A 21990-nucleotide genomic window follows, 5' to 3' on the forward strand; every position below is an offset into this window, starting at 1 on the left:
TCAAGTTCGTCCGCAGGTTGGACGAGCACAAGGGGCCGTTGGAGCACCTTGGCGAGAGGTACGAGCGCCCCGCAGGCCTTGGTCACGAGGACCTTTGGGCGTTCCACGTGACCGGAGCCGGGCGTGTCGCGATTGGAGACGGGGGCGCAGGGAGGCGCACGCTACTCGGGCTCAGCGGTCAGCACCCGACCCACAAGTTCTGGAAGCTGATGGGGGCACGCTGGAAGGCCGAGCGTAGGCAGGGGTAACGTGTGCGCAGCGGAGGGCCCAACCAGACGGCAGTCGCGTTACTAGGGCCTTACTTGCGACCCCGCTGTATTGGCCGCTGTGCCGCCAGGTACTTGGATCTATTGGAGCCGGCACCCAGACTTGAACTGGGGACCTGCTGATTACGAATCAGCCGCTCTACCGACTGAGCTATGCCGGCCCGAAACGCGCGGTTTATAGCACTCGCCGGGCCCCCGCCGCTACCATCCCGCCCACGACCGGGAGGGCGACGATGATCCACCGACCGCTGGGAGCGACGGGGCTTACGGTCTCCGAGATCGGCTTCGGCGCCTGGGGGCTCGGCTCCACGATGTGGCTGGGCGTGCCGGAGGACGAGGGAAACGCCGCTCTCCGGGCGGCGCTCGACGAGGGCGTCACCTTCATCGACACCGCCCTGGCCTACGGGGACGGGCACAGCGAGAAGCGGATCGGCGCGGTCCTGGAGGAGCGCGGCGACCGCGGACGGATCGCGGTCGCCACCAAGATCCCGCCCAAGGACTTCCGCTGGCCGGGGCGGGCGGACGCCGCGCTCGCGGACGTCTTCCCTGCGTCGTGGGTCGTCTCGTGCTGCGAGACGTCGCTGCGGAACCTCGGGGTCGAGGCGCTCGACCTGCAGCAGTTTCACGTCTGGCACGACGCATGGCTCGAGCAGCCGGAATGGGAATCGACGCGCGCGGCGATGGAGAAGCTGACGGTCGAGGGGAAGGTGCGGCACTGGGGAATCTCGGTGAACGACCACGACCCCGATTCCGCGGTGCGGACGCTGAGCGACTCGATCTTCGGGTCGGTGCAGCTGATCTACAACATCTTCGACCGGGCCGCCGAGGGGAGGGCGTTCGACCTCGCGCGCGAGCGGAACCTCGGCGTGATCGTGCGCGTGCCGTTCGACGAGGGGGCGCTCACCGGCGCGATCCGGGCCGACACGGTCTTCCCGGAAGGGGACTGGAGGCACCGCTACTTCCGCGACGATCGGAAGGCGGAGGCCGAGCGACGGGCGGATGCGCTGGCGGAGCTGCTCGGCGGGGAGGCGGCGACGCTTCCCGAGCTCGCGCTCCGCTTCATCCTGTCCCGGCGCGAGGTGTCGAGCGTGATTCCGGGGATGCGGCGTCCGGAGCACGCACGGTCGAACGCCGCGGTTTCCGACGGCCGGGCCCTGTCCTCCGCGCTGCTCCGGAAGCTGCGGGCGCACGCCTGGGAGAAGAACTGGTACGGCGCCTGATATTCGCTTTACTTTTGTCTCATCCTTAGGTATTCCTCCCCGGCGATGAAGGCGCCGCTCCCGTCCCGGGGATTCACGATCAACCCTGCCGGCAGGTTCGAGGTCCGCCGGTTCGAGCCCGACTTCCCGGAGGGGGACGCCTCGACCGTCGTGGTCGAGGACCGCACCCGGTCGATCCTCGCGACGAACGACTCCCCCGACGTCCCGTTCGACCGCTCGATCAACCCCTACCGGGGGTGCGAGCACGGCTGCGCGTATTGCTTCGCGAGACCCTCCCACGCCTACCTCGGCTGGTCGCCGGGGCGGGACTTCGAGACGAAGATCCTCGCCAAGCCCCGCGCGGCCGACCTGCTCCGCCGGGAGCTCGCGAAACCGGGTTACCGCTGCGAGCCGATCGCGCTCGGCACCAACACCGATCCGTACCAGCCCCTGGAGCGGAAGATGCGGATCACCCGCTCGGTGCTCGAGGTGCTCGTGGAGCACCGCCATCCCTTCAGCATCGTCACCAAATCGGCCGGGGTGCTCCGCGACCTCGACTTGATCGCGCCGATGGCGCGGGAGGGGATGGCGAAGGTCTTTCTCTCGATCACGACCCTCGACCCCGAGCTCGCCCGGCGCCTGGAGCCGAGGGCCTCCGCGCCCCGGCGCCGGCTCGAGGCGCTGCGCGGCCTCGGGTCGGAGGGGGTGCCCACGGGGGTCCTCGCCTCGCCGATGATCCCCGGCCTCAACGACCACGAGCTCGAGAGGATCCTCGAAGCCTCCGCGGCGGCGGGGGCCTCGAGCGCGGGGTACCTCCTCGTGCGCCTGCCGAACGAGATGAAGACGCTCTTCGTCGAGTGGCTCGGCCTGCACTACCCGACCAAGGCCGGGAAGGTCCTCGCGTTGATCCGCGAGATGCGCGGAGGCGAGCTGAACGACCCGCGGTTCGGGGAACGGATGCGGGGACGCGGGCCGTACGCGGACCTGCTCGCGCGACGGTTCGAGGTCGCGTGCCGTCGCTACGGGCTGCGCGGGCGAGAGGCGAGCCTGGACACGTCGCGTTTCCGGGTTCCCGAGCCGGTGGGTCGTCAGCGTAGATTGTTCGGGTGATCCTCGAGTCCCTCGTCACCCGGCTCGCCGACGCGCTGAACGGGCCGCTCCCGGCGGCGGAAGCGCACCTGCGCATGGCCCCGAAGCCGCGACGGTTCTGGAACGCCGGGGTGATCCCTCCCGGCCTGCGCCCCGCGGCGGCGCTCCTGCTCTTGTACCCGAACGGGGAGCGCGCCCATCTCGCGCTCACCGTGCGAGGCTCCGAGCTTCCGAGCCACCGCGGGCAGGTGTCCCTCCCGGGGGGCGGCGTGCGGGACGGGGAGTCGCTCGAGGATGCGGCGCTGCGCGAGGCGCACGAGGAAGTCGGCGTGGAGCCCGGGACGGTACGGGTCCTCGGCACGCTGACGCCGCTCCACATCCCGGTCAGCGGTTTCGCGCTCAACCCGGTCGTGGGCGTCGTGGACACGCGCCCCGACTTCGTCGTGAATCCGGGGGAAGTCGCCCGCCTCGTCGAGGTCGCCGTCGAGACGCTCGCCGATCCGGCGAACCTCAGCGTGGAGCGCTGGACGCGCGAGGGGGACGCCTACGACGTGCCCGTGATCCGGGTCGAAGGAGAGGTCGTGTGGGGAGCGACGGCGATGGTGCTGTCGGAGTTCCTGGAGCTTGCGGGGTTGGTCGTGGATCCGTGGGCGGGTTCGTGAGGGATTTCGCGGGGTCGCTGGTTTTCGAGCCGCACTCCACGACGGAGGACCGGACGGGGAACACGTCGCCCGCCCGCACCGATGGCAACCTAACGTACCCCGCGAAATCCCTCACGAACCGGGCACTTGACTCTCCATCGTCGCGCCCCCAGATTCCCCCGCGATGTTCAACAACAAGAAGCGGCGTTTCCTCGAGGGCGACCCGATCGATCCCGGCAAGCCCGACACGACCGTCGTGGCGGCGGGGGCGACGGTCGACGGCGATCTCAAGGCTCCGGGCGACGCGCTCGTGCGGGGCACGGTGCGCGGCCGGCTCGAGTGCGGCGGTCGGGTGCACCTCTTCGCCGGCGCGGCGGTGCGCGGCGCGTTGACCGCCGCGGCGGCCAAGGTCGAGGGGGAGGTCGAAGGGCCGGTGACGGTCTCCGGCCGCCTCGAGATCGGATCGGCCGCGCGGGTGTTCGGCGACCTTCGGGCCGGACAGCTGGCGATCGCGGAAGGCTCGCTCGTGAAGGGGGCCCTTCAGGCCGAGGCGCCGCCGCACCGGTTCGTCGACCGGCGCACCGCCGAGGTTCCCGCCGAGGTCTCCGAGTAACCTCAGCGCGATCCGTGGCAGCGCAGGCATTCCTGTCCGAGCGGATGCCCCTTCGACTGCGGCGACGCGCCGCCGGGGCCGTGGCACGCCAGGCACGCTTCGGCACTCTCCCATCGCGCGTGCTCGGCGTCGGCCGGCAGCATCGGCGGCTGACGGTTGCGAAGGGCCAGCAGGATGACGATGATCGCGAGCGCGGCGAGCGCCGAGAGCAGGGTCCACTGCGTTCGGGTCATGACTCGCGGAGTATAGGGGAGTGCCCGCGTTGACCGGAACGATCCGAGCGAAGGCGCCGACGCGCATCGATCTCGCCGGAGGGACGCTCGATCTCTGGCCGATCTCGCAGATGGTCGAGCGCGCGGTGACGGTGAACCTCGCGGTCACCCTTCACGCGAACGCGACGATCGAGCCTCGGCGCGACGGAAAGCTGGCGATCGTCTCGCTCGACCGCGGCCGTCGTGCGACGCGCGGGCTTCCCGTCGATCCCGCGACCGCGACGGGGGCGCTGTCGTGGCCGCTGCGCCTGGCCTCGAGCTTCGCGCTCCCGAAGAGCGGGCTGACGATCACGCTGCGGGCCGAAGCCCCCGCGGGGGCGGGGCTCGGCGGCTCGTCGGCACTCGGGGTCGCGCTGGCATCGGCGCTCGATCGCGCGTGCGGCGAGAGGCTCTCCCGCGAGGCGCTCCTGCGGCGCGTGCAGAACGCGGAGACGAGGGAGATCCGCGTTCCGACCGGAAACCAGGACTACCTCGCCGCAATGCACGGCGGTCTCTCCGCCTTCTGGCACGAGGTCGACGGCTGGCGTCGCGAACCTCTCGCGATCCCGGAAGGGCTCGAGGAGCGCCTCGTCCTCGCCTACACCGGGGAACCGCGGCAGTCGGGGTTCAGCAACTGGGACATGTTCCGCCGTTACGTCGACGGGGAGCGCCGGACGGTCTCCGGGATGGAGGCGATCGCCGCGATCGCACGCGAGACCCGAGACGCGCTCGCGGCCGGCGACGTCGACGCGGCGGGGAGGCTTCTGGGCGAGGAGGGCCGGCTCCGGAATCGGCTCGCGCCGTCGGTGTCGACCCCGAAGCTCGCGGCGTGCGGCGCCGCCGCGCGGCGCGCGGGGGCGATCGGCGTGAAGGTCTGCGGCGCCGGAGGGGGCGGGTGCCTCGTCGCGTTCGCGCGCGAGGGACGCAGGCGGGCGGTCGCGGCGGCGCTGGAGTCCGAGGGCGCTCTCGTGCTCGACGCGGCGATCGCGCGGCGGGGCGTAACGGTCAGCGGATCTCGACGGGGATCTTCACGTTGACGCGTGCGGGCGCGCAGTAGCCGCTCGCCGCCACGCAGTAGAAGTAGGTCAGACGCGCCGGAATCTCGTGTTTCCCCTTCGCCGCCTTCGCGTCGAGCTTCAACGACAACGCGACCGGATCGATCGTCTTGAAGTAGTTCGACTCGAGATCCTCGGGCGGGGGAGGGGACGCGGCGCCGACGGTCCCTTCGGCGGGGGCGACGAGCCCTGCCTGCTCGGCGACGGCCAGCTTGATCTTGGGGTATTTGTTGATCTTGATCCCCGCGTTGGGAACGAGTTGCGCGGTGACCTTGGCCTCGGTTCCGGCCGCCACGGGGGTCGGCTCGACGAGGATCCTGACGGTGGCGTTCTCCCCGGCGGGGATCGCGGCGCCGCCGGCGGCGAGGACAATGGAGCAGATCAACGGCGTCAACATGCGCCGGAGTCTACGGGGGGTCCGGCGGACGCGCAAACCGCAGCGAGGTCGGGGTATTCGTTGCCGCCCCCCGGGGGAGGGGGTACACTCCGGGGGCGTTTGCGGAGGTGGGAACATGCGTCTGCCTGTCGTCCCCTTCGTCCTGGCGGGAATTGCGGCGCTCTTGCCCGCATCCGTCCGGGCCGATCAGGTCGTCTACTTCACCAACGGCACCTCGATGGAGGTCCGCAGCCATAACGTCGACGGCACGATGATCCGTGTCGATCTCGGGGGTGGAGCCGTCGTCGGTTTCCCCCGGGCCATGGTCGAGCGCATCGAGGATCGCGGGAAAAGCGTCTACACGAATCCCTCGTTCTCCCCGTCCAACCAGGCCGTTGCGGGATCCTCCGGCCCGGCCCGCGTTCAGCAGGACACCACGGCGATCACCGGGGTCCCCCCGGGCGCCCGCTTCCGTCAGGTCGGTCCCCGTCCTTCCGGGGGAGTCGATCCGAACAACCCGCTCGTGCAGGCCGCCTACGGCGATGCCGGAGTCCCCGCCTCGCCGCGGCCGGAGACGATCTCCGCGGGGAACGGCCGGATCAAGGTCCGGGGGCGCATGCGTTCGCCGGGGGCGCCGGCAGACGCTCCGCTCGGCGCGACCCCGCTCGGCAACAACTACGCCGTCGGCGCCGAGCCGAATCGCGGGGCCGACGTGCAGATCATGGAATTCCAGCCTCGCAAGCAGCCCCTCGCCGCCCCCTCGACCCCGCAGCCGGCTCCCCCCGCCCCCGAGTCGAACGTCGAAGGCGGCGAGAACTGAGCGGAAACTCCGCGTCGAGCCTCGTCCTCGGGGTCACCGGCCCCAACGCAGCCGGAAAGGGCGAGGTTTCGACCCACCTGGCGCAACGCGGCTTCACCGTCTATTCCCTCTCCGACATCGTCCGGGAGGAGGCCGCGGCGCAGGGGCTCCCGCCGGAGCGCGAGCACCTGATCCGGATCGGCACCGAACTTCGACGTGCGGAAGGGGCGGGGGTGCTTGCCGAGCGCCTGCTGCCGCGCCTCCACGGGCGCGAGGTCGTCGATTCGATCCGGAACCCGGCCGAGGTCGAGGTCCTCCGGCGTCTGCCGAACTTCGTCCTGCTCGGGGTGCGGGCTCCGGCGGAAGTGCGCTACGCACGCTCGCGCTCGCGGGGGCGCCCGGGAGATCCCGCGAGCTTCGAGGAGTTCCTGGAGCGCGAACGGCAGGAGAACCGCGACGACCCTTCGGGGCAGCAGCTCGACGCGACGTTCCGGCTGGCGGACCGCATCCTCGACAACGACGGGGCCCTCGACCGCCTTCGGAGCGCCGTCGACCGTCTCCTGAACGAGCTGGAAACCGCCGATTCGCCGCGTTGACGGCGTCTTCGCCGGTTCGTTACAGTGTCGCGGCCGCTCCACGGCCGGACCGTACCGCGTCCGGCGAAGCGGCCGTCCCGCCGGGGACCCGAGGAGTCGATGGAAAACGTGATCCGTGGCGGCGCCGAACCGGTTCGCCGCGACGACGGCGCGACGGACGCCCAGGCGGCCGCCCCAGGCTCGCCGGCCCCCGTGCTCCCCCGCATCGCGACCCCCGCTGACCTCAAGGGCCTCAACCGGGAGGAACTGCGGCGGTTGTGCGACGAGATCCGCGACTACGTGGTCGACGTCGTCTCCCAGAAGGGGGGGCACCTCGGCGCGAGCCTGGGCGTCGTCGAGCTGACCGTCGCCCTCTCCGCGGTCCTCGACCTTCCCGAGGACCGGGTCGTCTGGGACACCGGCCACCAGGCCTACGTCCACAAGGTGCTGACCGGACGACGCGAGGCGCTCTGGAGCATCCGACAATACGGCGGGATCTCCGGTTTCCTCAAGCGCGAGGAGAGCCCGTTCGACGCGTTCGGCGCGGGGCACGCCTCGACGGCGATCTCGGCCGCCCTGGGGATGGCGGCCGCGCGCGATCTCGAGGGGGCGAAACGGAAGGTCGTCGCCATCCTCGGCGACGGCGCGATGACCGGCGGGCTGGCCTACGAGGCCCTCAACAACGCCGGCCACTCCGACCGCGACTTCCTCGTGATCCTCAACGACAACGGGATGTCGATCGCCCGCAACGTCGGTGCGATGGCGCATTACCTCACGAGCGCGGTCACGAATCCGCACCTTCGCCGGCTGCGGGAGGAGAGCATCCAGATCCTCTCGCGGTTCCCTTCGCTCGGGGAACACGTCCGCGACATCGCGGGGCGCTTCGAGGCGGCGGTCAAGAACGCCTTCGTGCCCAGCGGCCTGTTCGAGGCGCTCGGCTTCCGGTACGTGGGGCCGGTGGACGGCCACGACCTCGACGGGCTGCTCGATCTCCTCCCGAAGGTCCTCGACAAGAAGGGGCCGGTCCTCCTCCACGTCCTGACGCGCAAGGGGAAAGGGCTCGCCGCCGCCGAGAACGACGAGGAGGGTTTCCACGGCGTCACGCCGTTCGACAAGATCACCGGGAAGGCGCACCCCGGCACGACGTCGGGTCTCCCGTCGTACACCGGGGCGTTCGGCCAGGCGATGATCGACGCGGCCGAGGCCTTCCCGAAGATGGTCGCGATCACCGCGGCGATGCCGACCGGGACCGGCCTCAATCCGTTCAAGGCGAAGTTCCCGGACCGGTTCTACGACGTGGGGATCGCGGAGGCGCACGGCGTCTGCTTCGCCGCGGGCCTCGCCTGCGACGGTGCGCGTCCGGTCTGCGTGATCTACTCGACGTTCCTCCAGCGCGCCTTCGACCAGATCGTGCACGACGTGGCGCTCCAGGGGCTGCCGGTGGTCTTCGCGCTCGACCGCGGCGGCCTCGTCGGCGCGGACGGCCCCACGCACCACGGCGTCCTCGACCTCGCCTACCTGCGTTGCGTGCCGAACCTCGTCGTCGCGGCGCCCAAGGACGGCAACGAGCTGCGCGACCTCCTCTGGACCGCGCTCTCCCACGAGGGCGGGCCGTTCGCGTTCCGGTTCCCGCGGGACACCGTGCCCGCGGGCTTCGATCCCGCACGGACCCCCTCGATCCTGCCGATCGGCTCGTGGGAGGTTCTCGAATCCGGGACCGATGCGGCGATCCTCGCGGTCGGCACGATGGTGGAGACGGCGAAGGCGGCGGCCGCGGTGCTTCGCGACCGGGGCGTCGCGGTCGACGTCGTCAACTGCCGCTTCGTGAAGCCGATGGACCTCGATACGCTCCGGGAGCTGCGCGCTTCGCGGCGCGTCCTCGTCACCGTCGAGGAGGGGAATCTCCCCGGCGGTTTCGGCGACGGCGTCCTCGAGGCGCTCAACGGCCTCGGTCTCGCGACCGACGGGGTCGTGCGCGTGGGGCTTCCCGACGACTTCGTCACCCACGGCAGCCGCTCCGAGCTCCTCGCCGAGGTCGGCCTTCTCCCCGAGCCCGTCGCGACCGCCGTCCTGAAGGCGCTCGGGCGGAGCTGAGCCGCGTCATGAACGTCGAGGTCGCGAAGGCCGGAGCCTCGTCGCGCGCGGCGATCGTCCTGATGCGTCCCGGGGACCGGGCCCCGCAGCCCGTGGCGCGCCGTCTCGCGCTCGCCGGGTTCGGCGGTGCCCGCGGCGAGACGGTCTCCTTCGAGGCGGGCGGGAGGTTGTGGATCGCGGCCGGGGTCGGCGTCGATGCCTCTCCGGTGGCGTGGCACGACGCGGCGCTGCGCGCCGCGCGCGAGGCCGGTCGCGTGCGTTGCGGCGCCGCGGATCTCCACTTCGCGAAGGGGGCCCTGCCGGACCCGGCGGGGCTGCGCGCGGCCGTCGTCGGCCTGCACGCGGGGGCGTACCGGTTCGACCGGTACCGGACCATCCCGGGGAAGAACGGCCACCTCGAGCGCGCCGCCGTCGCCGGAATCCCGGGCGCCGTCGCGAAGGAGGCGGTCGCCCGCGGCAACGTCGTCGGTCGCGCGGTCGCGCTCGCGAGAGACCTCGCCAACGAACCCCCGTCCCGGCTGGATCCCCCCGAGCTCGCCCGCCGCGCGGCGACGGTCGCGAAGGCGTCCGGCTGCACGGCGAAGGTGCTCGACGAGAAGGCGATCGGAAAACTCGGCTTCGGCGCGATGGCCGCGGTGGGAGCCGGGAGCGGCGTGCCGTCGAGGGTCGTCCACCTCGTCTACCGACCCGGGGGGAAGGCCTCGCGGCGGACCGTGCTCGTCGGAAAGGGAGTGACCTTCGACAGCGGCGGGCTCCAGATCAAGCCGGGCCCCTCGATGCTCGGGATGAAGGCGGACATGGCGGGCGCCGCCGCGGTGATCGCCGCGATGGGCGCGCTCGCGGAGAGCGGGTGCCGCGAGGAAGTCCACGGCTTTATCGGACTCGTGGAGAACATGACCGGCGGGCGGGCGTTCAAGCCGGGCGACGTCGTGACCACGGCCTCGGGGCGGACGGTGGAGATCGTGAACACCGATGCGGAGGGGCGGCTGGTCCTGTGCGACCTGATCACCCACGCGGCGAGGACGGTGCAGCCCGATCGCATCGTCGACGTCGCGACCCTGACGGGTCACGTCGTGATCGCCCTGGGCACGCTCGCGACGGGAGTGTTCTCCAACGACGCCGCCCTCGAGGAGGAGATCCTCGGCGCGGCGCGCGACGCGGGCGAGCGCTTCTGGCCGCTGCCGATCTACGACGACTACGGCGACGAGCTGCGCGACGGCCCGGCCGACCTCAAGAACGCCGGGGAACGTTGGGGCGGGGCGATCTCGGCGGCGCTGTTCGTCCGGGAGTTCGTCCCGAAGGGGGTGCCGTGGGTGCACCTCGACATCGCCGGTCCCGCGTTCCTCGAGGCCCCCAAGGGGCCGTGGCCGGTCGGGGCGACGGGAGCTTCCGTTCCGACCCTGCTCCGGTGGCTCGAGCGGTGAGCCCCCACGCGCACGCCCATGCCGGCGGGCCCGCCAGGGTGGGCGTCCTCACGGTGAGCGATACCCGTACGGCGGCCACGGACGCGTCGGGGGACGCGGCGGCAGCGATCCTCGCCGCGGCGGGGCACGCCGTCGTCCGGAGGGGGATCGTCCCCGACGACCCTGCGCGGGTCCGGGAGGCGGTGCTCGCGTGGCTCGCCGATCCCGAGTGCGATGCGGTGATCACGAACGGCGGGACGGGGATCGCATCCCGGGACCGGACCTGCGAAGCGGTGTCCGAGCTGCTCGACCAGAGGCTCGACGGCTTCGGCGAGCTGTTCCGCATGTTGTCCTGGTCGGAGGTCGGATCGGCGGCGATGCTCAGCCGGGCCGTCGCCGGGATCGCCCGCGGGAAGCCGCTGTTCGCCGTCCCCGGGTCCCCCGCGGCCGTGCGTCTCGCGGTCGAGCGGTTGATCGCCCCCGAGCTTTCGCACCTGCTCGCGGAGCTGCGCCGGCGCTAGTTCGCGGGTCCCGCCGTGGGCGGCTCCGCATCGGCGATGCGCCCGTGTGCGGACTCGTACTTGAGCACGTTGTCCTCGAGCGCCCGCAGGATCCGCTTCATGTGACCGGGGCTCACGATCACCCGCGCGTTCACGACCGCCTCGGGGGGGAACACGGAGAGGAAGTCGAGGACGAACTCCTCGCGCGTGTGCCGAACCACCATCTGGTTCGCGTACGCGCCCCGGAGGATCTCGTCGGCGATCTTGATCGGGATCGAGCGCTCGTCGGACATGCCGCCCCCGTCAGCCGCGCACCGCCGCGACCGCGGCCGCGGCGTCGGGGTGGAACAGGAAGATCACGTCGAAACCGACCATGCGGAAGACCTCGAGGACGCTGCGGTGGAGGCCGGCGAGCGCGAACGCGCCGCGGCGACGCTGGACGATCTCCTTCTGGATCGAGAGCAGCGCCGCCATCCCGGCGGAGTCGAAGAACTCGACGAGGGTGCAGTCCAGCACGACGCGTTTCGCGTCCCCGACCGCGCGAAGCACCGTGTCCCGAAAGGCGTCCGCGCGGTCGAGGTCGATCTCGCCCGGCTCGGCGACCGTCACGACCGCGACCCCGTCCTCGTCCCGCCGATCGATTCGCATCGAGGCTCCACCCGGAATCCCCGCGCGAAGCATAGCGCGAGCCTTGCGCGGGCGCCCCCGACGGTTCTAACGTAACGCACCCTTTTGCTCCCGGAGATCGCCATGCCCGACGTCACCTGCTCGCGATGCGGACGAACGGCCCCGAGTCTTGCAAGGGCCCCCATGCCCGGACCGACCGGAGCCAGGATCCTCGCGCAGGTGTGCGCGAGCTGCTGGGACGAGTGGCTGAAGATGCAGGTGAAGTTCATCAACGAGTACCGGCTGAACCCCCTCGACGAGAAACACTTCGAGTTCCTGCTGGGCCAGGCCCGGGAGTTCCTCAAGCTCAAGGACGAGGCGGCGTCGTGAACGGCGGGTTCGAGGCGCGGCTGCGCGGCGAGCTGGACCAGTTCCGGGCGGACGGCGTCTACAAGCGCCTCAACCACCTCGCCGGCCCGCAGGGCGCGCGCGCGAGGATGGAGGGACGCGGCGAGGTCGTGATCCTCTCCTCGAACAACTACCTGGGCCTGTGCGACGTTCCCGAGGTGGTCGAGGGCGGACACGAAGGGCTGCGGCGCTGGGGGGCGGGAACCGGCTCGGTCCGCTTCATCTGCGGCACCTTCACCGTGCACCGCGATCTCGAGGCGGAGCTGGCCCGCTTCGTCGGCGCGGAGGCCTCGCTCAGCTACGTCTCCTGCTGGAACGCCAACGAAGGGTTGATGCCGACCGTGCTCGACGAGCGCGACGTCGTGATCAGCGACGCGCTCAACCACGCGAGCATCATCGATTCGATCCGCCTGTGCAAGGCCCAGCGCAAGGTCTATCCGCACTCGGACATGGCGGCGCTGCAGAACGCGCTCCGGGACTCGGCGGCGGCGCGAACGCGACTCGTCGTGACCGACGGCGTCTTCAGCATGGAAGGGGACATCGCGCGCCTCCCGGAGATCCTCGATCTCGCGCGTCGTCACGACGCGGTCGTCGTCGTGGACGACTCGCACGCCACGGGGGTGCTCGGAAGGACCGGACGCGGAACCGCGGAGCACTTCGGACTCCACGGGCAGGTGGACGTCGTCACGTCGACGCTCGGCAAGGCGCTCGGCGGGGCGGCGGGAGGGTTCACGGCGGGCTCCGCCGCCCTGTGCGACTACCTGACCCAGCGGTCGCGGCCGCAGCTGTTCTCGAACGCGCTCCCGCCGACGGTCGCGGCGAGCGCCCTCGCCGCGGTGCGCTACCTCGACGCCCACCCGGAACGGGTGGAGCGCCTGCGGGAGAACGCGTCGTATTTCCGTGGGCGCGTGCAGGAGATCGGACTGAAGCCCCTCCCCGGAGAGACGCCGATCGTCCCCATCATCCTCGGGGACACGGCGCTGGCGATCCGCGCGAGCGAGCGGATGCTCGAGGAGGGCGTCTTCGTGACCGGATTCGGGTTCCCGGTCGTCCCGCAGGGTCACGCCCGCGTCCGCTGCCAGATCTCGGCCTCGCACACGCGCGAGGACCTCGATTTCGCCGTCGAGGCGTTCCGGAAGGTGGGTCGGGAACTAGGGCTTCTCTGACGAGGCCCGCTCGAGGGTGACGAGGGCGTCCCGGTCGGTCAGGCGCTGGAGCCCGGCGACCTTCCACCCCTCGGCGAGCATGCGGGAGACCTTGGGATGAGCCTTCGGCTCGTGTTTGTAGGGAAGGCTTACGTGGAGTTGAACGCGGCTGCCGGCGACCATCGAAACCTCCCCGAATCGAACTCGCGGAGGATAGCGGACCGGCTTTCGCGACCGCAAGGTTCCGGTTGACGGAACGCGGTGCCTCGCATACTTTCAAAGACGATTGTTCGGGATGCCGGCCCCGGGCCTCGTGGCGTCCCCGGAGGATACGATGCTGCAGATGACCGACAAGGCCGTCGACAAGGTCAAAGAGCTTCTCGCGGCCGAGAGCAAGGACGGGTTCGGGCTTCGCGTCGCCATCCACGGCGGCGGCTGCTCCGGCTTCCAGTACGGGTTGACCTTCGAGAACCAGGAACGCCCCAACGACAACGTCCTGGAATTCGGCGGGCTCAAGGTGTTCGTCGACGCGATGTCGGGGATGTACCTCGACGGCGTGAAGATCGACTACATCGACAGCCTCGAGGGTTCGGGCTTCAAGATCGACAACCCGAAGGCCACCGGGAGTTGCGGCTGCGGCCACAGCTTCTCGGCCTGATCGCGAACCACGTTCGTTCCGGGAGGCCCCGGCGCCGCGAGGCGTCCGGGGCCTCGCCGTTTCCGGAGTGCCTTGCATGACGCTCGCGCGCTACGCCCAGCCGGACGACGGGACGCGGGGACGGCGGCACCCGGAAGGTGAACACGCCTACCGAACGCCCTACCAGCGCGACCGGGACCGCATCGTGCACTGCCGCGCGTTCCGGAGGCTCGAGTACAAGACCCAGGTCTTCGTCAACCACGAAGGCGATCACTACCGCACGCGCCTCACGCATTCCCTCGAGGTCGCCCAGATCGGGCGCACCGTCGCCCGCGCCCTCGGGCTCAACGAGGACCTGGTCGAGTCCCTCGCGCTCTCGCACGACCTCGGGCACACGCCGTTCGGTCACCTGGGCGAGGAGGTCCTTGACGAGGTGCTGCGCGAGGAGGGCGGGTTCAACCACAACCGTCAGACCCTGCGCATCGTGGAGGTCCTGGAGAACCGCTACCCGGCGTTCCCGGGCCTCAACCTCACCTGGGAGGTCCGCGAGGGGATCGCCAAGCACTCGGGGCCGATCGACGTCGCCAAGGCGCCGGAATTCGCCGAGTTCGAGCCGGAGCGGCAGGCGCCGCTCGAGGCCCAGATGATCGACCTCGTCGACGAGATCGCGTACAACCACCACGACGTCGACGACGGCCTCGAATCCGGGCTCCTCGACCTCGACGACCTCGTCGCCTCGGTTCCGTTGTTCGCCGCGCCGTTCCGCGCTGCAGGAGCGCGTCACCCCGACGCGGGGAGAGAGGCGATCCGAACGACGGCCCTCCGGGGCATGATCGATGCCCTGGTCTCCGACCTGATCGGGACGACGCGCGACGCGGTCCGTGCGTCGGGAGTCGCGTCGGTCGACGAGGTGCGACGGTACGGCACGCCGCTGGTCGGGTTGTCGGAGTCGGTCGCCGCCGGCAACGGGGCCCTCAAGGCCTACCTGCGGGAGCGGCTCTACCGGCACCCGCACATCGAGCGCAGCAAGGACAAGGCCCGGCGAGTGCTCCGCGCCCTGGTCGAGCGGTACGTCGAGAACCCGCTCGTCCTCCCGGAGGACACGCGCCGTCGCGCGGAGAGCCTCGGCCTGCACCGCGCCGTCGCGGACTACGTCGCCGGCATGACCGACCGCTACGCGATCCAGGAGTACCAGCGCCTGTTCGACCCCGCGCTTCCCGTGTAGGATGCCGGGTCCTTCCGGAGGAGGAGACCATGGCGTCCGACAACCCCGTTCAGAACACCCGTCTGCTCGTCGACGGCGCGTGGACCGACGCGCAGGACGGCGGCACGTTCGCCACGGTGAACCCCGCGGACGGCGAGACGATCGCGATCGTCGCGCGCGCGGGGGAGGCGGACGTCGACCGCGCGGTCGCCGCCGCGAGGAAGGCGCTCGAGTCGGGCCCGTGGGCCCGGATGAGCGCGGCGGATCGCGGGCGGATCCTCTGGAAGATGGGGGAGAAGATCCTCGAGGAGTGCGGCCGTCTCGCGCTCCTCGAGACCCTCGACACCGGCAAGACCACGTTCGACTCCGGCAAGATCGAGCTGCCGATGGCGGCGCAGATCTTCCAGTTCTACGCCGGCGCGGCGACGAAGATCGGCGGGCGCACGATCCCGAGCCGGCCCGACGCCTTCACCTTCACCCTCAAGGAGCCGGTCGGCGTCGTGGCGGCGATCACGCCGTGGAACTTCCCGTTCCTGCTCGCGTCGTGGAAGGTCGCGCCCGCGCTCGCCGCGGGGTGCACCGTCATCCTCAAGCCCGCGAGCCAGACGCCCCTGACCGCGCTCGAGATGGGGCGGATCGGACTCGAGTGCGGCCTTCCTCCCGGCGTGCTCCAGGTGCTTCCGGGATCGGGATCGGTCGCGGGGATGGCGCTCGTCCGTCATGCGGGAGTGGACAAGGTCTCCTTCACCGGGAGCGTCGAGGTGGGCCGCACCGTCGTGCGCGAGGCGGCCGAGACGCTCAAGCGGGTCACCGTCGAGCTCGGCGGCAAATCCCCGAACGTCGTCTTCGCCGACGCCGACCTCGAGGCGGCCCTTCGCGGCGCGTTCAACGGCATCTTCTACAACAAGGGGGAGGTCTGCGCGGCGGGCTCGCGCCTGCTCGTCGAGCGCTCCGTTCACGAGGCGTTCGTGAAGACGCTCGCGGAGCGCACCGACGCGATCGTGCTCGGGGACCCGCGCGAGAAGGCGACGCGGATGGGACCCGTGGTCTCCGAGGCGCAGATGCGCACCGTGCTCGAGTACATCGAGTCCGGGAAGGCGGAAGGCGCGAGGGTCGCGGCGGGAGGGCGGCGCGCCGACGAGGTCAACGGCGGCCGCGGCTACTTCGTCCGTCCGACGGTATTCGACGGCGTCGATCCCGGCATGCGCATCGCCCGCGAGGAGATCTTCGGGCCCGTGCTCGCGGTCATCCCGTTCGACGACTTCGACGACGCGGTCGCGAAGGGGAACGCGACGATCTTCGGCCTGGCCGCGGGGGTCTGGACCCGCGACGTGGGTCGCGCGCACCGTCTGGCCCGCGCGCTGAAGGCGGGAACCGTGTGGGTCAACACCTACAACCTGTACGATCCGGCGCTCCCGTTCGGGGGCTACAAACACAGCGGTTTCGGTCGCGATCTCGGGCTCGAGGCGCTCGAGGCGTTCCTCGAGACCAAGAGCGTCTGGATGGACCTCGGTCGCTGATCCGTTCGCGACGCGCCGTCGCCCGGACTTCTGGAGTAAGCTGGCGCGGGGGTTCGAGGGGAGGGCGGCTGCGAGATGGCCGGCGAGCGCATTCTCGTCGTCGACGACGAGGCCGAGATCGTGGAGATGCTGCGGGACGTCCTCTCGGCCGAAGGGTTCGAGGTCGACGCCGCACCCGACGCCGCGACCGCGCTCGAGCGCATTCGCGAGACGATCTACGACGCGGCGATTCTCGACTTCAACCTTCCCGACATGGACGGCGTGATGCTCCACCGGCAGATCCGGCAGATGGACGCCGAGCTCGCCGGCCGGACCGTGTTCATGTCGGGGTTCGTCCAGTCGGACTCGAATCTCGACTACTACAGCGCGCAGGGCGGGGGATTCCTCGCCAAGCCGTTCGACATCCGCGATGTCGTGCGCTGCATTCGCGGCGCGCTCGGGCAGGAGACCGACTAGGAGGTCAGCCGGCGGGAGCCTCCGCCGGGGCCTGCTTCGGCTTCACCGGGCGGAACATCTTCCCGAGCGCCACGTTGATCGGATGCGAGCGGTCGAGGAACGGCACCACGGGTCTGCGCCGCCGTCCCAGTCGCGCGAGCTCGCGCTGGATTCCCGGATGCGACGGCTGCAGCGCGATCCCTTTGCGGAGCGCGTCGTACGCCTCCCGCTTGCGGCCCGCCACGATCAGGACGCGACCGAGGTTGAGGTAGAGCTCGGGATTGTAGAACTCCAACGGGACCGCCTGGCGGCAGAACTCGACACCCTCGCGGACCCTCCCTCCCTCGAGCGCGAGCGCGAGCCCGTACCACGAGAGGTAACGCGCCTGGGGTCGCGGAGCTCCGTGTTGGCGTTCCAGCTCGATCGCGGCTTCGAACAGCGCGAGCCCCTCGAGCCCGCGTCCCCGATTGAGGGCCTCCATGCCGCGCTGGAAACGGTTCTCCGCCGAATGCACGAGCATCGCCCGACCTCCTCTCGCCGAGAGGAAATGTCGTTTCGGCCGCCCGGCGCATCCAGAGCGATTTTGGTGGCCGGGATCACGTCCCCGTAATCCCGGCCCGTGCGGGTGAGCGATCAGCCGTTGGCGCGCTGCACGATCGGGTCGTTGATGCGGACGTCGTACCGCCGTCGAAGCGAGGTCAGGACGCCGTCCAGCAGCACCTGCCGCCGCTGCTGCAGCAGCTCCGTCCGCAACGCCGACTTCTGGCTTTCGAACCGGGCGCGATCGAAGGCGTCGTGCCGGGTGACGCGGTAGGCGACCGCGCCGCCGGGCGTCGCGACCGCGCCGGTCGCGCCGACCGCGGTGCTCGGAGCGAAGATCGCCGTCTCGAGCTCGGGCGAACGACCGGGGCCGGGGAGCGCGAACCCCGGCGAGACGTCGCCGGACTTCTTCACCTCGAGCTTGGCCGACCGCGCGGCGGCGTCCAGGTCCGAGGCGGCGCGACGCGCCGCGAGCAGCGCCGACTGGCGCTGCCGCTCGGCGAGCGCCTCGGTCTTCGCCTGGGCCGAGACCTGCTCGTAGGGGCGCACCGCGGCGGGAATCACGTCGACGATCCCCGCGATCGCCATGCCGCGGGCGATCGCCGCGGGTGCGGCGACCGAGCCGGGCGCCGTCGAGAACACGCCGTTGGTGAACTCGGGCGACGGGCCGAGCTCGCGCGCGGTCTCGTCCCGGGCGATCACGCGCTCCTCGACCTTCAGCCCCTCCTTGGCGGCCACCTCGTCGAGTTGCGCCAGCCCGGAGATCGCGGCGTGGAGGCGCTTGGCCTCGGACTCGACGACCTCCTGCTGCTTACGAAGTTCGACCTGGCGACGGATCCCCGCCTGGACCTCCTCGAACGGGGTCGCGCCGGCGTCGCGCTGCTCCGCGACCTTGATCACGTGGTAGCCGAACTCGGTCTCGACGACGGGGGCGAGCTGACCCGGCGGGGTCGAGAAGGCGGCCTGGTCGAACGCCGGCACCATGTCGCCCCGTCCGAACCAGCCGAGGTCTCCGCCGTTGGGCGCCGAACCCTGATCCTGGGACATCGCCCGGGCGAGCGCGGCGAAGTCCTCGCCTCCCTGCGCGCGTTTGAGCACCGACTCCGCGAGGTCGCGAATCGACCGACGGTCCTCCGGCGCCGCGCCCGCCTCCACTCGGAACAGGATGTGGCTGGCCCGCCGCTGCTCGGGACGCGAGAACTGGGACAGGTTGTCGTCGTAGTACTTGCGGACGTCGGCGTCGGTCACCGTCGCCTTGGAGGCCTGCGCCTGGCGATCCACGACCAGGAGCTTGACCTTGCGCCCTTCCGCGCTCCGGAAGCGGTCCGGGTTGGCGGCCCAGTAGGCGCGCGCTTCGGCGTCGCTCACGTCGGTCGAGACCTTCTGGTCCCCCAGCGAGAAGAAGAGGTAATCGAAGGCCGCGCGTTCGTTGCGGTCGCGGTAGGCCTTCTCGAGCTCGGGCTCCCCGACCTGGGCGGGCTCGGTCACGAGGTCGACCCACTTCTGGATGGCGATCTCGTCCATCAGCGCCGCCTCGTACGCGGCGACCCCGCCGTTCCAGTTGGTGTTCAGCAGTTCGACGTACCGCTCGCGGCCGATGAAGTTGCCGGAGGCGTCCTTGAAGTTCGGGTCCTCGAGGATCCGTCGCGAGAGCTCGTCCGCGCCGGCGGCGAGTCCGAGGGACTTGGCCTCCACGAGCATGATCTGCCGGTCCACCAGCGACTCGGCGACCTGGGAGCCCAGGCGCAGGCTGCCGCGCATCTGGTCGTATTGCGCGCCGAGCAGCCGGCGGTAGAACTCGTCCCGACGGCGCGCCTCCTCGAGGAACGCCTGCGTCGAGACGGTGTGGTCGCCCACCTTGACGGCCCACGCATCCGGGGAATCGGCCGGCGCCCCGGGATCGTCGATGAAGAAGGCGCCCAGGTAGAGCACCATCGAGAAGGCCACGACCCAGAGGACCCACTTGAGGTGGCGAAGGTTCTCCCGAAACACGTTGAGCATCGTCGGTTCTCCGGGGGCAAACGAAAGAAAGGGCGGATGTTAGCCGACCCGAGCGGGGTGGGCAAGACGGCGCTGGCCTCCCCCTTGGCCGCGTGTTAGATTCCGCCGCGGTCCGATTCCGAAGAGGAAACGCCCGAGGCCCATGCCGCCGAACCCCCAACGATCGCGCATCGTCCTCGATTGGTTCACGGTCTCGTACCGGAGCGTCTTCCTCGCCGGGCTCGCGGTGCTGCTGATCGTCGCCGCCGCGGTGTGGTGGCTCTGGTTCGCTCCCACGGGAGACCGGGCCGACGCCGCCGAGGCGATCCGCCGCGCGGGGGAGAAGGTCGCCGAGGCGTTCACCTACCCCGCCGGCGATCGCGTGGACGAGTACCGGGGAAGCGCGCGGTCCGCCCTCGAGGAGGCCCGCACCGCCTACAACAACAAGCAGTGGGAGGAGTCCCGGTACGCGGCGCTGCGTTCCGAGGGCCTGGCCCAGAAGGCGATCGACCTCGCGCGCGGCGAGGGGGCCGCCGACCGCGAGGTCCGGCTGTCGCGCCTGGAGGGAGACGTCCGGGTCAAGCGCGTCGGGGAATTCGCATGGGAGCCCGCGACCCGGAACATGACGTTGCGCGTCGGGGACCAGATCAAGACCGCGGAGAACGGCTCGGCGGAGATCCTGTACCTGGGCGGAACGCGGACCACGATCGAGAAGGGGTCGCTCCTGGAGATCCGGCAGGTCGCCGAGGACCCCGAGACGAAGGTCCGCCAGGTCAAGGAACGCCTGAGCTGGGGAGAGATCCTCGCCTCCACCCAGCGCAACGCCCGCGGCTCCTTCCACGAAGTCGCGACGGAGTCGGTGACCGCGCGCGCGGAGGAGGGGGGCGACTTCCGCGTCGCCGTCGACAAGGACAAGAAGACCGCGGCGTTCGACGCGCTGACCGGGACGATCCAGCTGGATGTCGGCGACCGGAAGGAGTCGGTGGCGCCGGGCGAGCGCGTCCGGGCGACCGCCGACGGGCGGCTGCTCGGCAAGGAGAGGCTCCCCGGGGTGCCCCGCCTCGTCGCACCCGTCGACCAGCGCGTGTTCGTCCACGAGGATCCCAAGAGCGCCCAGACCACGCTGACGTGGGAGCCGGTCGAGGGCGCCGAGCGTTATCGGCTCGTGATCGCGAACAAGCCGCTGTTCGGCTCGCCGCTTTACGAGGCCGACCGGAAGGAAACGACGGTGGTGCTCGACGCCGTCCCGGCGGGGGAGTACTTCTGGCGCGTCGCCGCCGTGAGCTCCCAGGGAGCCGCCGGCCCGTTCTGCGAGCCGAGGCGCTTCCGCATCACCTCCCAGAAGATCCGGGACCGGGAGGACACGACCCCGCCCGAGCTCCAGATCACCGAGAAGGTGCAGACCGGGTCGATGCTCATCCTCAACGGGAAGACCGAGCCCGGCGCCGTCCTGTGGGTCGACGACGAGAAGGTCGAGGTCAGCGAGGACGGGTCGTTCTACGCCGTCGTCCGCCTCCGGAAGGAGGGGGTCAACGAGGTCGTCCTCATGGTGCAGGACGCCGCCGGGAATCAGAAGCACCTCTCCCAGAAGGCCTACGTGGATTCCTTCTGATCGAGAAAACCCGGCAGGAACTTGCCTGCCGGGACTTCGCGTCCCTATGATTGGGCCGGAATAGCGCGAAAACGAGGAAATCCATGTCCTGGTCGCCCAAAGGCCTCCTCTCCATGTTCTCGAACGACCTGGCCATCGATCTGGGCACGGCCAACTCGCTCGTCTACGCCCGCGGTCGCGGGATCGTGGTGAGCGAGCCTTCGATCGTCGCGGTCAACCAGAAAACGGGCGCGGTCGAGGCTGTCGGCGCGGCGGCGAAGGAGATGCTCGGCCGGACGCCGGGGAACATCGTCGCGATCCGCCCCATGAAGGACGGCGTCATCGCGGACTTCGAGCACACCGAGCGCATGCTCTCGCATTTCATCGAGAAGGCCCACAACCGCAAGTTCGGCGTCCGGCCGCGCATCGTCATCGGCGTGCCGAGCGAGATCACGCAGGTCGAGAAGCGCGCGGTGCGGGACTCCGCGCTGAAGGCCAAAGCCACCGAGGTCTTCCTCGTGGAACAGGCGATGATGGCGGCGATCGGAGCGGGTCTGCCGATCACCGAACCCACCGGGAACATGGTGCTCGACATCGGCGGCGGGACCTCCGACGTCGCCGTGATCTCGATGGCGGGGATCGTCTACTCGCGCTCGGTCCGCGTGGCCGGCAACGAGATGGACGAGGCGATCATCCAGTACATCAAGCGCAAGTACAACCTGCTCATCGGCGAGCGCACCGCCGAGGAAGTGAAGATCCGGCTCGGCTCGGCGTTCCCGCTCGACGAGGAGCTCACGCTCGAGATCAAGGGGCGCGACCTCGTGGAGGGCGTTCCGAAGACGATCGTCGTCTCCGACGAGGAGATCCGCGAGGCGCTCGCGGAGACCGTCGCCACGATCATCGAGGCGGTGCGGGTCGCGCTCGAGCAGACCCCGCCGGAGCTCTCCGCGGACATCGTCGACCGCGGCATCGTGCTGACTGGTGGCGGCTCCATGCTGAGAAACCTCGACAAGCGGCTGCGCGAAGAGACCGGTCTGCCGCTCGCGATGGCAGAAGATCCGCT

The 21990-nt window shown here is 70.7% G+C and carries 25 protein-coding genes and 1 tRNA gene; 18 read left to right on the top strand and 8 right to left on the bottom strand.

The features are described 5' to 3' along the window. Positions 1 to 351: 351 nt before the first annotated feature. Positions 352 to 427 (bottom strand) — tRNA-Thr (locus VF139_14785). 72 nt (positions 428 to 499) lie between these two features. On the opposite strand from VF139_14785, the gene VF139_14790 reads away from it, so the two are divergent. From VF139_14790 to VF139_14805, 4 genes are all read left to right on the top strand, one after another. Next, positions 500 to 1486, top strand: a complete 987-nt coding sequence (locus VF139_14790) for an aldo/keto reductase (protein ID HEX6852660.1) — start codon at positions 500 to 502, stop codon at positions 1484 to 1486. Positions 1487 to 1531: 45 nt separating this feature from the next. Beyond that, positions 1532 to 2575: a PA0069 family radical SAM protein gene (locus tag VF139_14795; protein HEX6852661.1), complete on the top strand. Its 1044-nt coding sequence runs from the start codon at positions 1532 to 1534 to the stop codon at positions 2573 to 2575. Next, positions 2572 to 3216: a CoA pyrophosphatase gene (locus VF139_14800; protein HEX6852662.1), complete on the top strand. Its 645-nt coding sequence runs from the start codon at positions 2572 to 2574 to the stop codon at positions 3214 to 3216. Before VF139_14795 ends, VF139_14800 begins: the two co-directional genes overlap by 4 nt. A gap of 163 nt (positions 3217 to 3379) precedes the next feature. Continuing rightward, on the top strand, positions 3380 to 3808 hold the full coding sequence (locus VF139_14805) for a polymer-forming cytoskeletal protein (GenBank protein ID HEX6852663.1): 429 nt from the start codon (positions 3380 to 3382) through the stop codon (positions 3806 to 3808). 2 nt (positions 3809 to 3810) lie between these two features. On the opposite strand, the gene VF139_14810 is transcribed toward VF139_14805, so the two are convergent. Beyond that, on the bottom strand, positions 3811 to 4041 hold the full coding sequence (locus VF139_14810) for a hypothetical protein (protein ID HEX6852664.1): 231 nt from the start codon (positions 4039 to 4041) through the stop codon (positions 3811 to 3813). A 29-nt stretch (positions 4042 to 4070) separates the two neighbouring features. On the opposite strand from VF139_14810, the gene VF139_14815 reads away from it, so the two are divergent. After that, positions 4071 to 5096, top strand: coding sequence for a hypothetical protein (locus tag VF139_14815; protein HEX6852665.1), 1026 nt, complete (start codon positions 4071 to 4073; stop codon positions 5094 to 5096). On the opposite strand, the gene VF139_14820 is transcribed toward VF139_14815, so the two are convergent. Further along, complete coding sequence (locus VF139_14820; GenBank protein ID HEX6852666.1) at positions 5065 to 5511, bottom strand: hypothetical protein; 447 nt, start codon at positions 5509 to 5511, stop codon at positions 5065 to 5067. The genes VF139_14815 and VF139_14820 overlap by 32 nt on opposite strands. Before the next feature lie 115 nt (positions 5512 to 5626). Here VF139_14820 and VF139_14825 point away from each other — a divergent pair, with 115 nt between their 5' ends. From VF139_14825 to VF139_14845, 5 genes are all read left to right on the top strand, one after another. Further along, positions 5627 to 6310: a hypothetical protein gene (locus VF139_14825; GenBank protein HEX6852667.1), complete on the top strand. Its 684-nt coding sequence runs from the start codon at positions 5627 to 5629 to the stop codon at positions 6308 to 6310. Continuing rightward, positions 6307 to 6885, top strand: coding sequence for an AAA family ATPase (locus tag VF139_14830; GenBank protein ID HEX6852668.1), 579 nt, complete (start codon positions 6307 to 6309; stop codon positions 6883 to 6885). Before VF139_14825 ends, VF139_14830 begins: the two co-directional genes overlap by 4 nt. A gap of 99 nt (positions 6886 to 6984) precedes the next feature. Further along, positions 6985 to 8958, top strand: coding sequence for a 1-deoxy-D-xylulose-5-phosphate synthase (gene dxs / locus VF139_14835; protein ID HEX6852669.1), 1974 nt, complete (start codon positions 6985 to 6987; stop codon positions 8956 to 8958). A gap of 8 nt (positions 8959 to 8966) precedes the next feature. Further along, positions 8967 to 10382, top strand: a complete 1416-nt coding sequence (locus tag VF139_14840) for a leucyl aminopeptidase (GenBank protein ID HEX6852670.1) — start codon at positions 8967 to 8969, stop codon at positions 10380 to 10382. Beyond that, positions 10367 to 10882 carry a MogA/MoaB family molybdenum cofactor biosynthesis protein gene (locus VF139_14845; GenBank protein HEX6852671.1) on the top strand — a complete coding sequence of 172 codons (516 nt, stop codon included), beginning with the start codon at positions 10367 to 10369 and terminating at the stop codon, positions 10880 to 10882. The genes VF139_14840 and VF139_14845 overlap by 16 nt, the downstream gene beginning before the upstream one ends. Here VF139_14845 and VF139_14850 read toward each other — a convergent pair. Together VF139_14850 and VF139_14855 are read right to left on the bottom strand one after the other, a co-directional pair. After that, a complete protein-coding gene (locus VF139_14850) occupies positions 10879 to 11154 on the bottom strand; it encodes a DUF3467 domain-containing protein (GenBank protein HEX6852672.1) in 276 nt (91 codons plus the stop codon). The genes VF139_14845 and VF139_14850 overlap by 4 nt on opposite strands. A 10-nt stretch (positions 11155 to 11164) precedes the next feature. Further along, complete coding sequence (locus tag VF139_14855; GenBank protein HEX6852673.1) at positions 11165 to 11509, bottom strand: STAS domain-containing protein; 345 nt, start codon at positions 11507 to 11509, stop codon at positions 11165 to 11167. A 102-nt stretch (positions 11510 to 11611) separates the two neighbouring features. Between VF139_14855 and VF139_14860 the strand changes: the two genes are divergently transcribed. Then, positions 11612 to 11857 carry a Fe(2+)-trafficking protein gene (locus tag VF139_14860; protein HEX6852674.1) on the top strand — a complete coding sequence of 82 codons (246 nt, stop codon included), beginning with the start codon at positions 11612 to 11614 and terminating at the stop codon, positions 11855 to 11857. Then, positions 11854 to 13041 carry a glycine C-acetyltransferase gene (locus tag VF139_14865; GenBank protein HEX6852675.1) on the top strand — a complete coding sequence of 396 codons (1188 nt, stop codon included), beginning with the start codon at positions 11854 to 11856 and terminating at the stop codon, positions 13039 to 13041. The genes VF139_14860 and VF139_14865 overlap by 4 nt, the downstream gene beginning before the upstream one ends. Here the strand turns inward: VF139_14865 and VF139_14870 are convergent. Next, entirely contained in the window at positions 13027 to 13203 is a 177-nt protein-coding gene (locus tag VF139_14870) for a hypothetical protein (protein HEX6852676.1), read from the bottom strand. The two genes, VF139_14865 and VF139_14870, sit on opposite strands and share 15 nt — an antisense overlap. Positions 13204 to 13354: 151 nt before the next feature. Here VF139_14870 and erpA point away from each other — a divergent pair, with 151 nt between their 5' ends. From erpA to VF139_14890, 4 genes are all read left to right on the top strand, one after another. Further along, the gene (gene erpA / locus VF139_14875; GenBank protein HEX6852677.1) at positions 13355 to 13678 is read left to right on the top strand and encodes an iron-sulfur cluster insertion protein ErpA; all 324 of its coding nucleotides are present in this window, start codon (positions 13355 to 13357) and stop codon (positions 13676 to 13678) included. 76 nt (positions 13679 to 13754) lie between these two features. After that, positions 13755 to 14882 (top strand): deoxyguanosinetriphosphate triphosphohydrolase, encoded by a 1128-nt coding sequence (locus tag VF139_14880; protein HEX6852678.1) that lies wholly within the window; start codon positions 13755 to 13757, stop codon positions 14880 to 14882. A 29-nt stretch (positions 14883 to 14911) separates the two neighbouring features. Further along, positions 14912 to 16381, top strand: a complete 1470-nt coding sequence (locus VF139_14885; protein HEX6852679.1) for an aldehyde dehydrogenase family protein — start codon at positions 14912 to 14914, stop codon at positions 16379 to 16381. A gap of 75 nt (positions 16382 to 16456) precedes the next feature. Further along, positions 16457 to 16837 carry a response regulator gene (locus VF139_14890; GenBank protein HEX6852680.1) on the top strand — a complete coding sequence of 127 codons (381 nt, stop codon included), beginning with the start codon at positions 16457 to 16459 and terminating at the stop codon, positions 16835 to 16837. A 4-nt stretch (positions 16838 to 16841) separates the two neighbouring features. On the opposite strand, the gene VF139_14895 is transcribed toward VF139_14890, so the two are convergent. Continuing rightward, on the bottom strand, positions 16842 to 17336 hold the full coding sequence (locus tag VF139_14895; protein HEX6852681.1) for a tetratricopeptide repeat protein: 495 nt from the start codon (positions 17334 to 17336) through the stop codon (positions 16842 to 16844). Positions 17337 to 17449: 113 nt separating this feature from the next. Beyond that, positions 17450 to 19357: a peptidylprolyl isomerase gene (locus VF139_14900; GenBank protein HEX6852682.1), complete on the bottom strand. Its 1908-nt coding sequence runs from the start codon at positions 19355 to 19357 to the stop codon at positions 17450 to 17452. A gap of 142 nt (positions 19358 to 19499) precedes the next feature. Here VF139_14900 and VF139_14905 point away from each other — a divergent pair, with 142 nt between their 5' ends. Next, entirely contained in the window at positions 19500 to 20948 is a 1449-nt protein-coding gene (locus VF139_14905; GenBank protein ID HEX6852683.1) for a FecR domain-containing protein, read from the top strand. Positions 20949 to 21031: 83 nt separating this feature from the next. Then, positions 21032 to 21990: rod shape-determining protein (locus tag VF139_14910; protein ID HEX6852684.1), on the top strand; the 959-nt coding region annotated here is incomplete at its 3' end.

It is taken from the genome of Candidatus Polarisedimenticolaceae bacterium, assembly GCA_036376135.1.
In the GTDB taxonomy this organism is placed as follows: domain Bacteria; phylum Acidobacteriota; class Polarisedimenticolia; order Polarisedimenticolales; family DASRJG01; genus DASVAW01.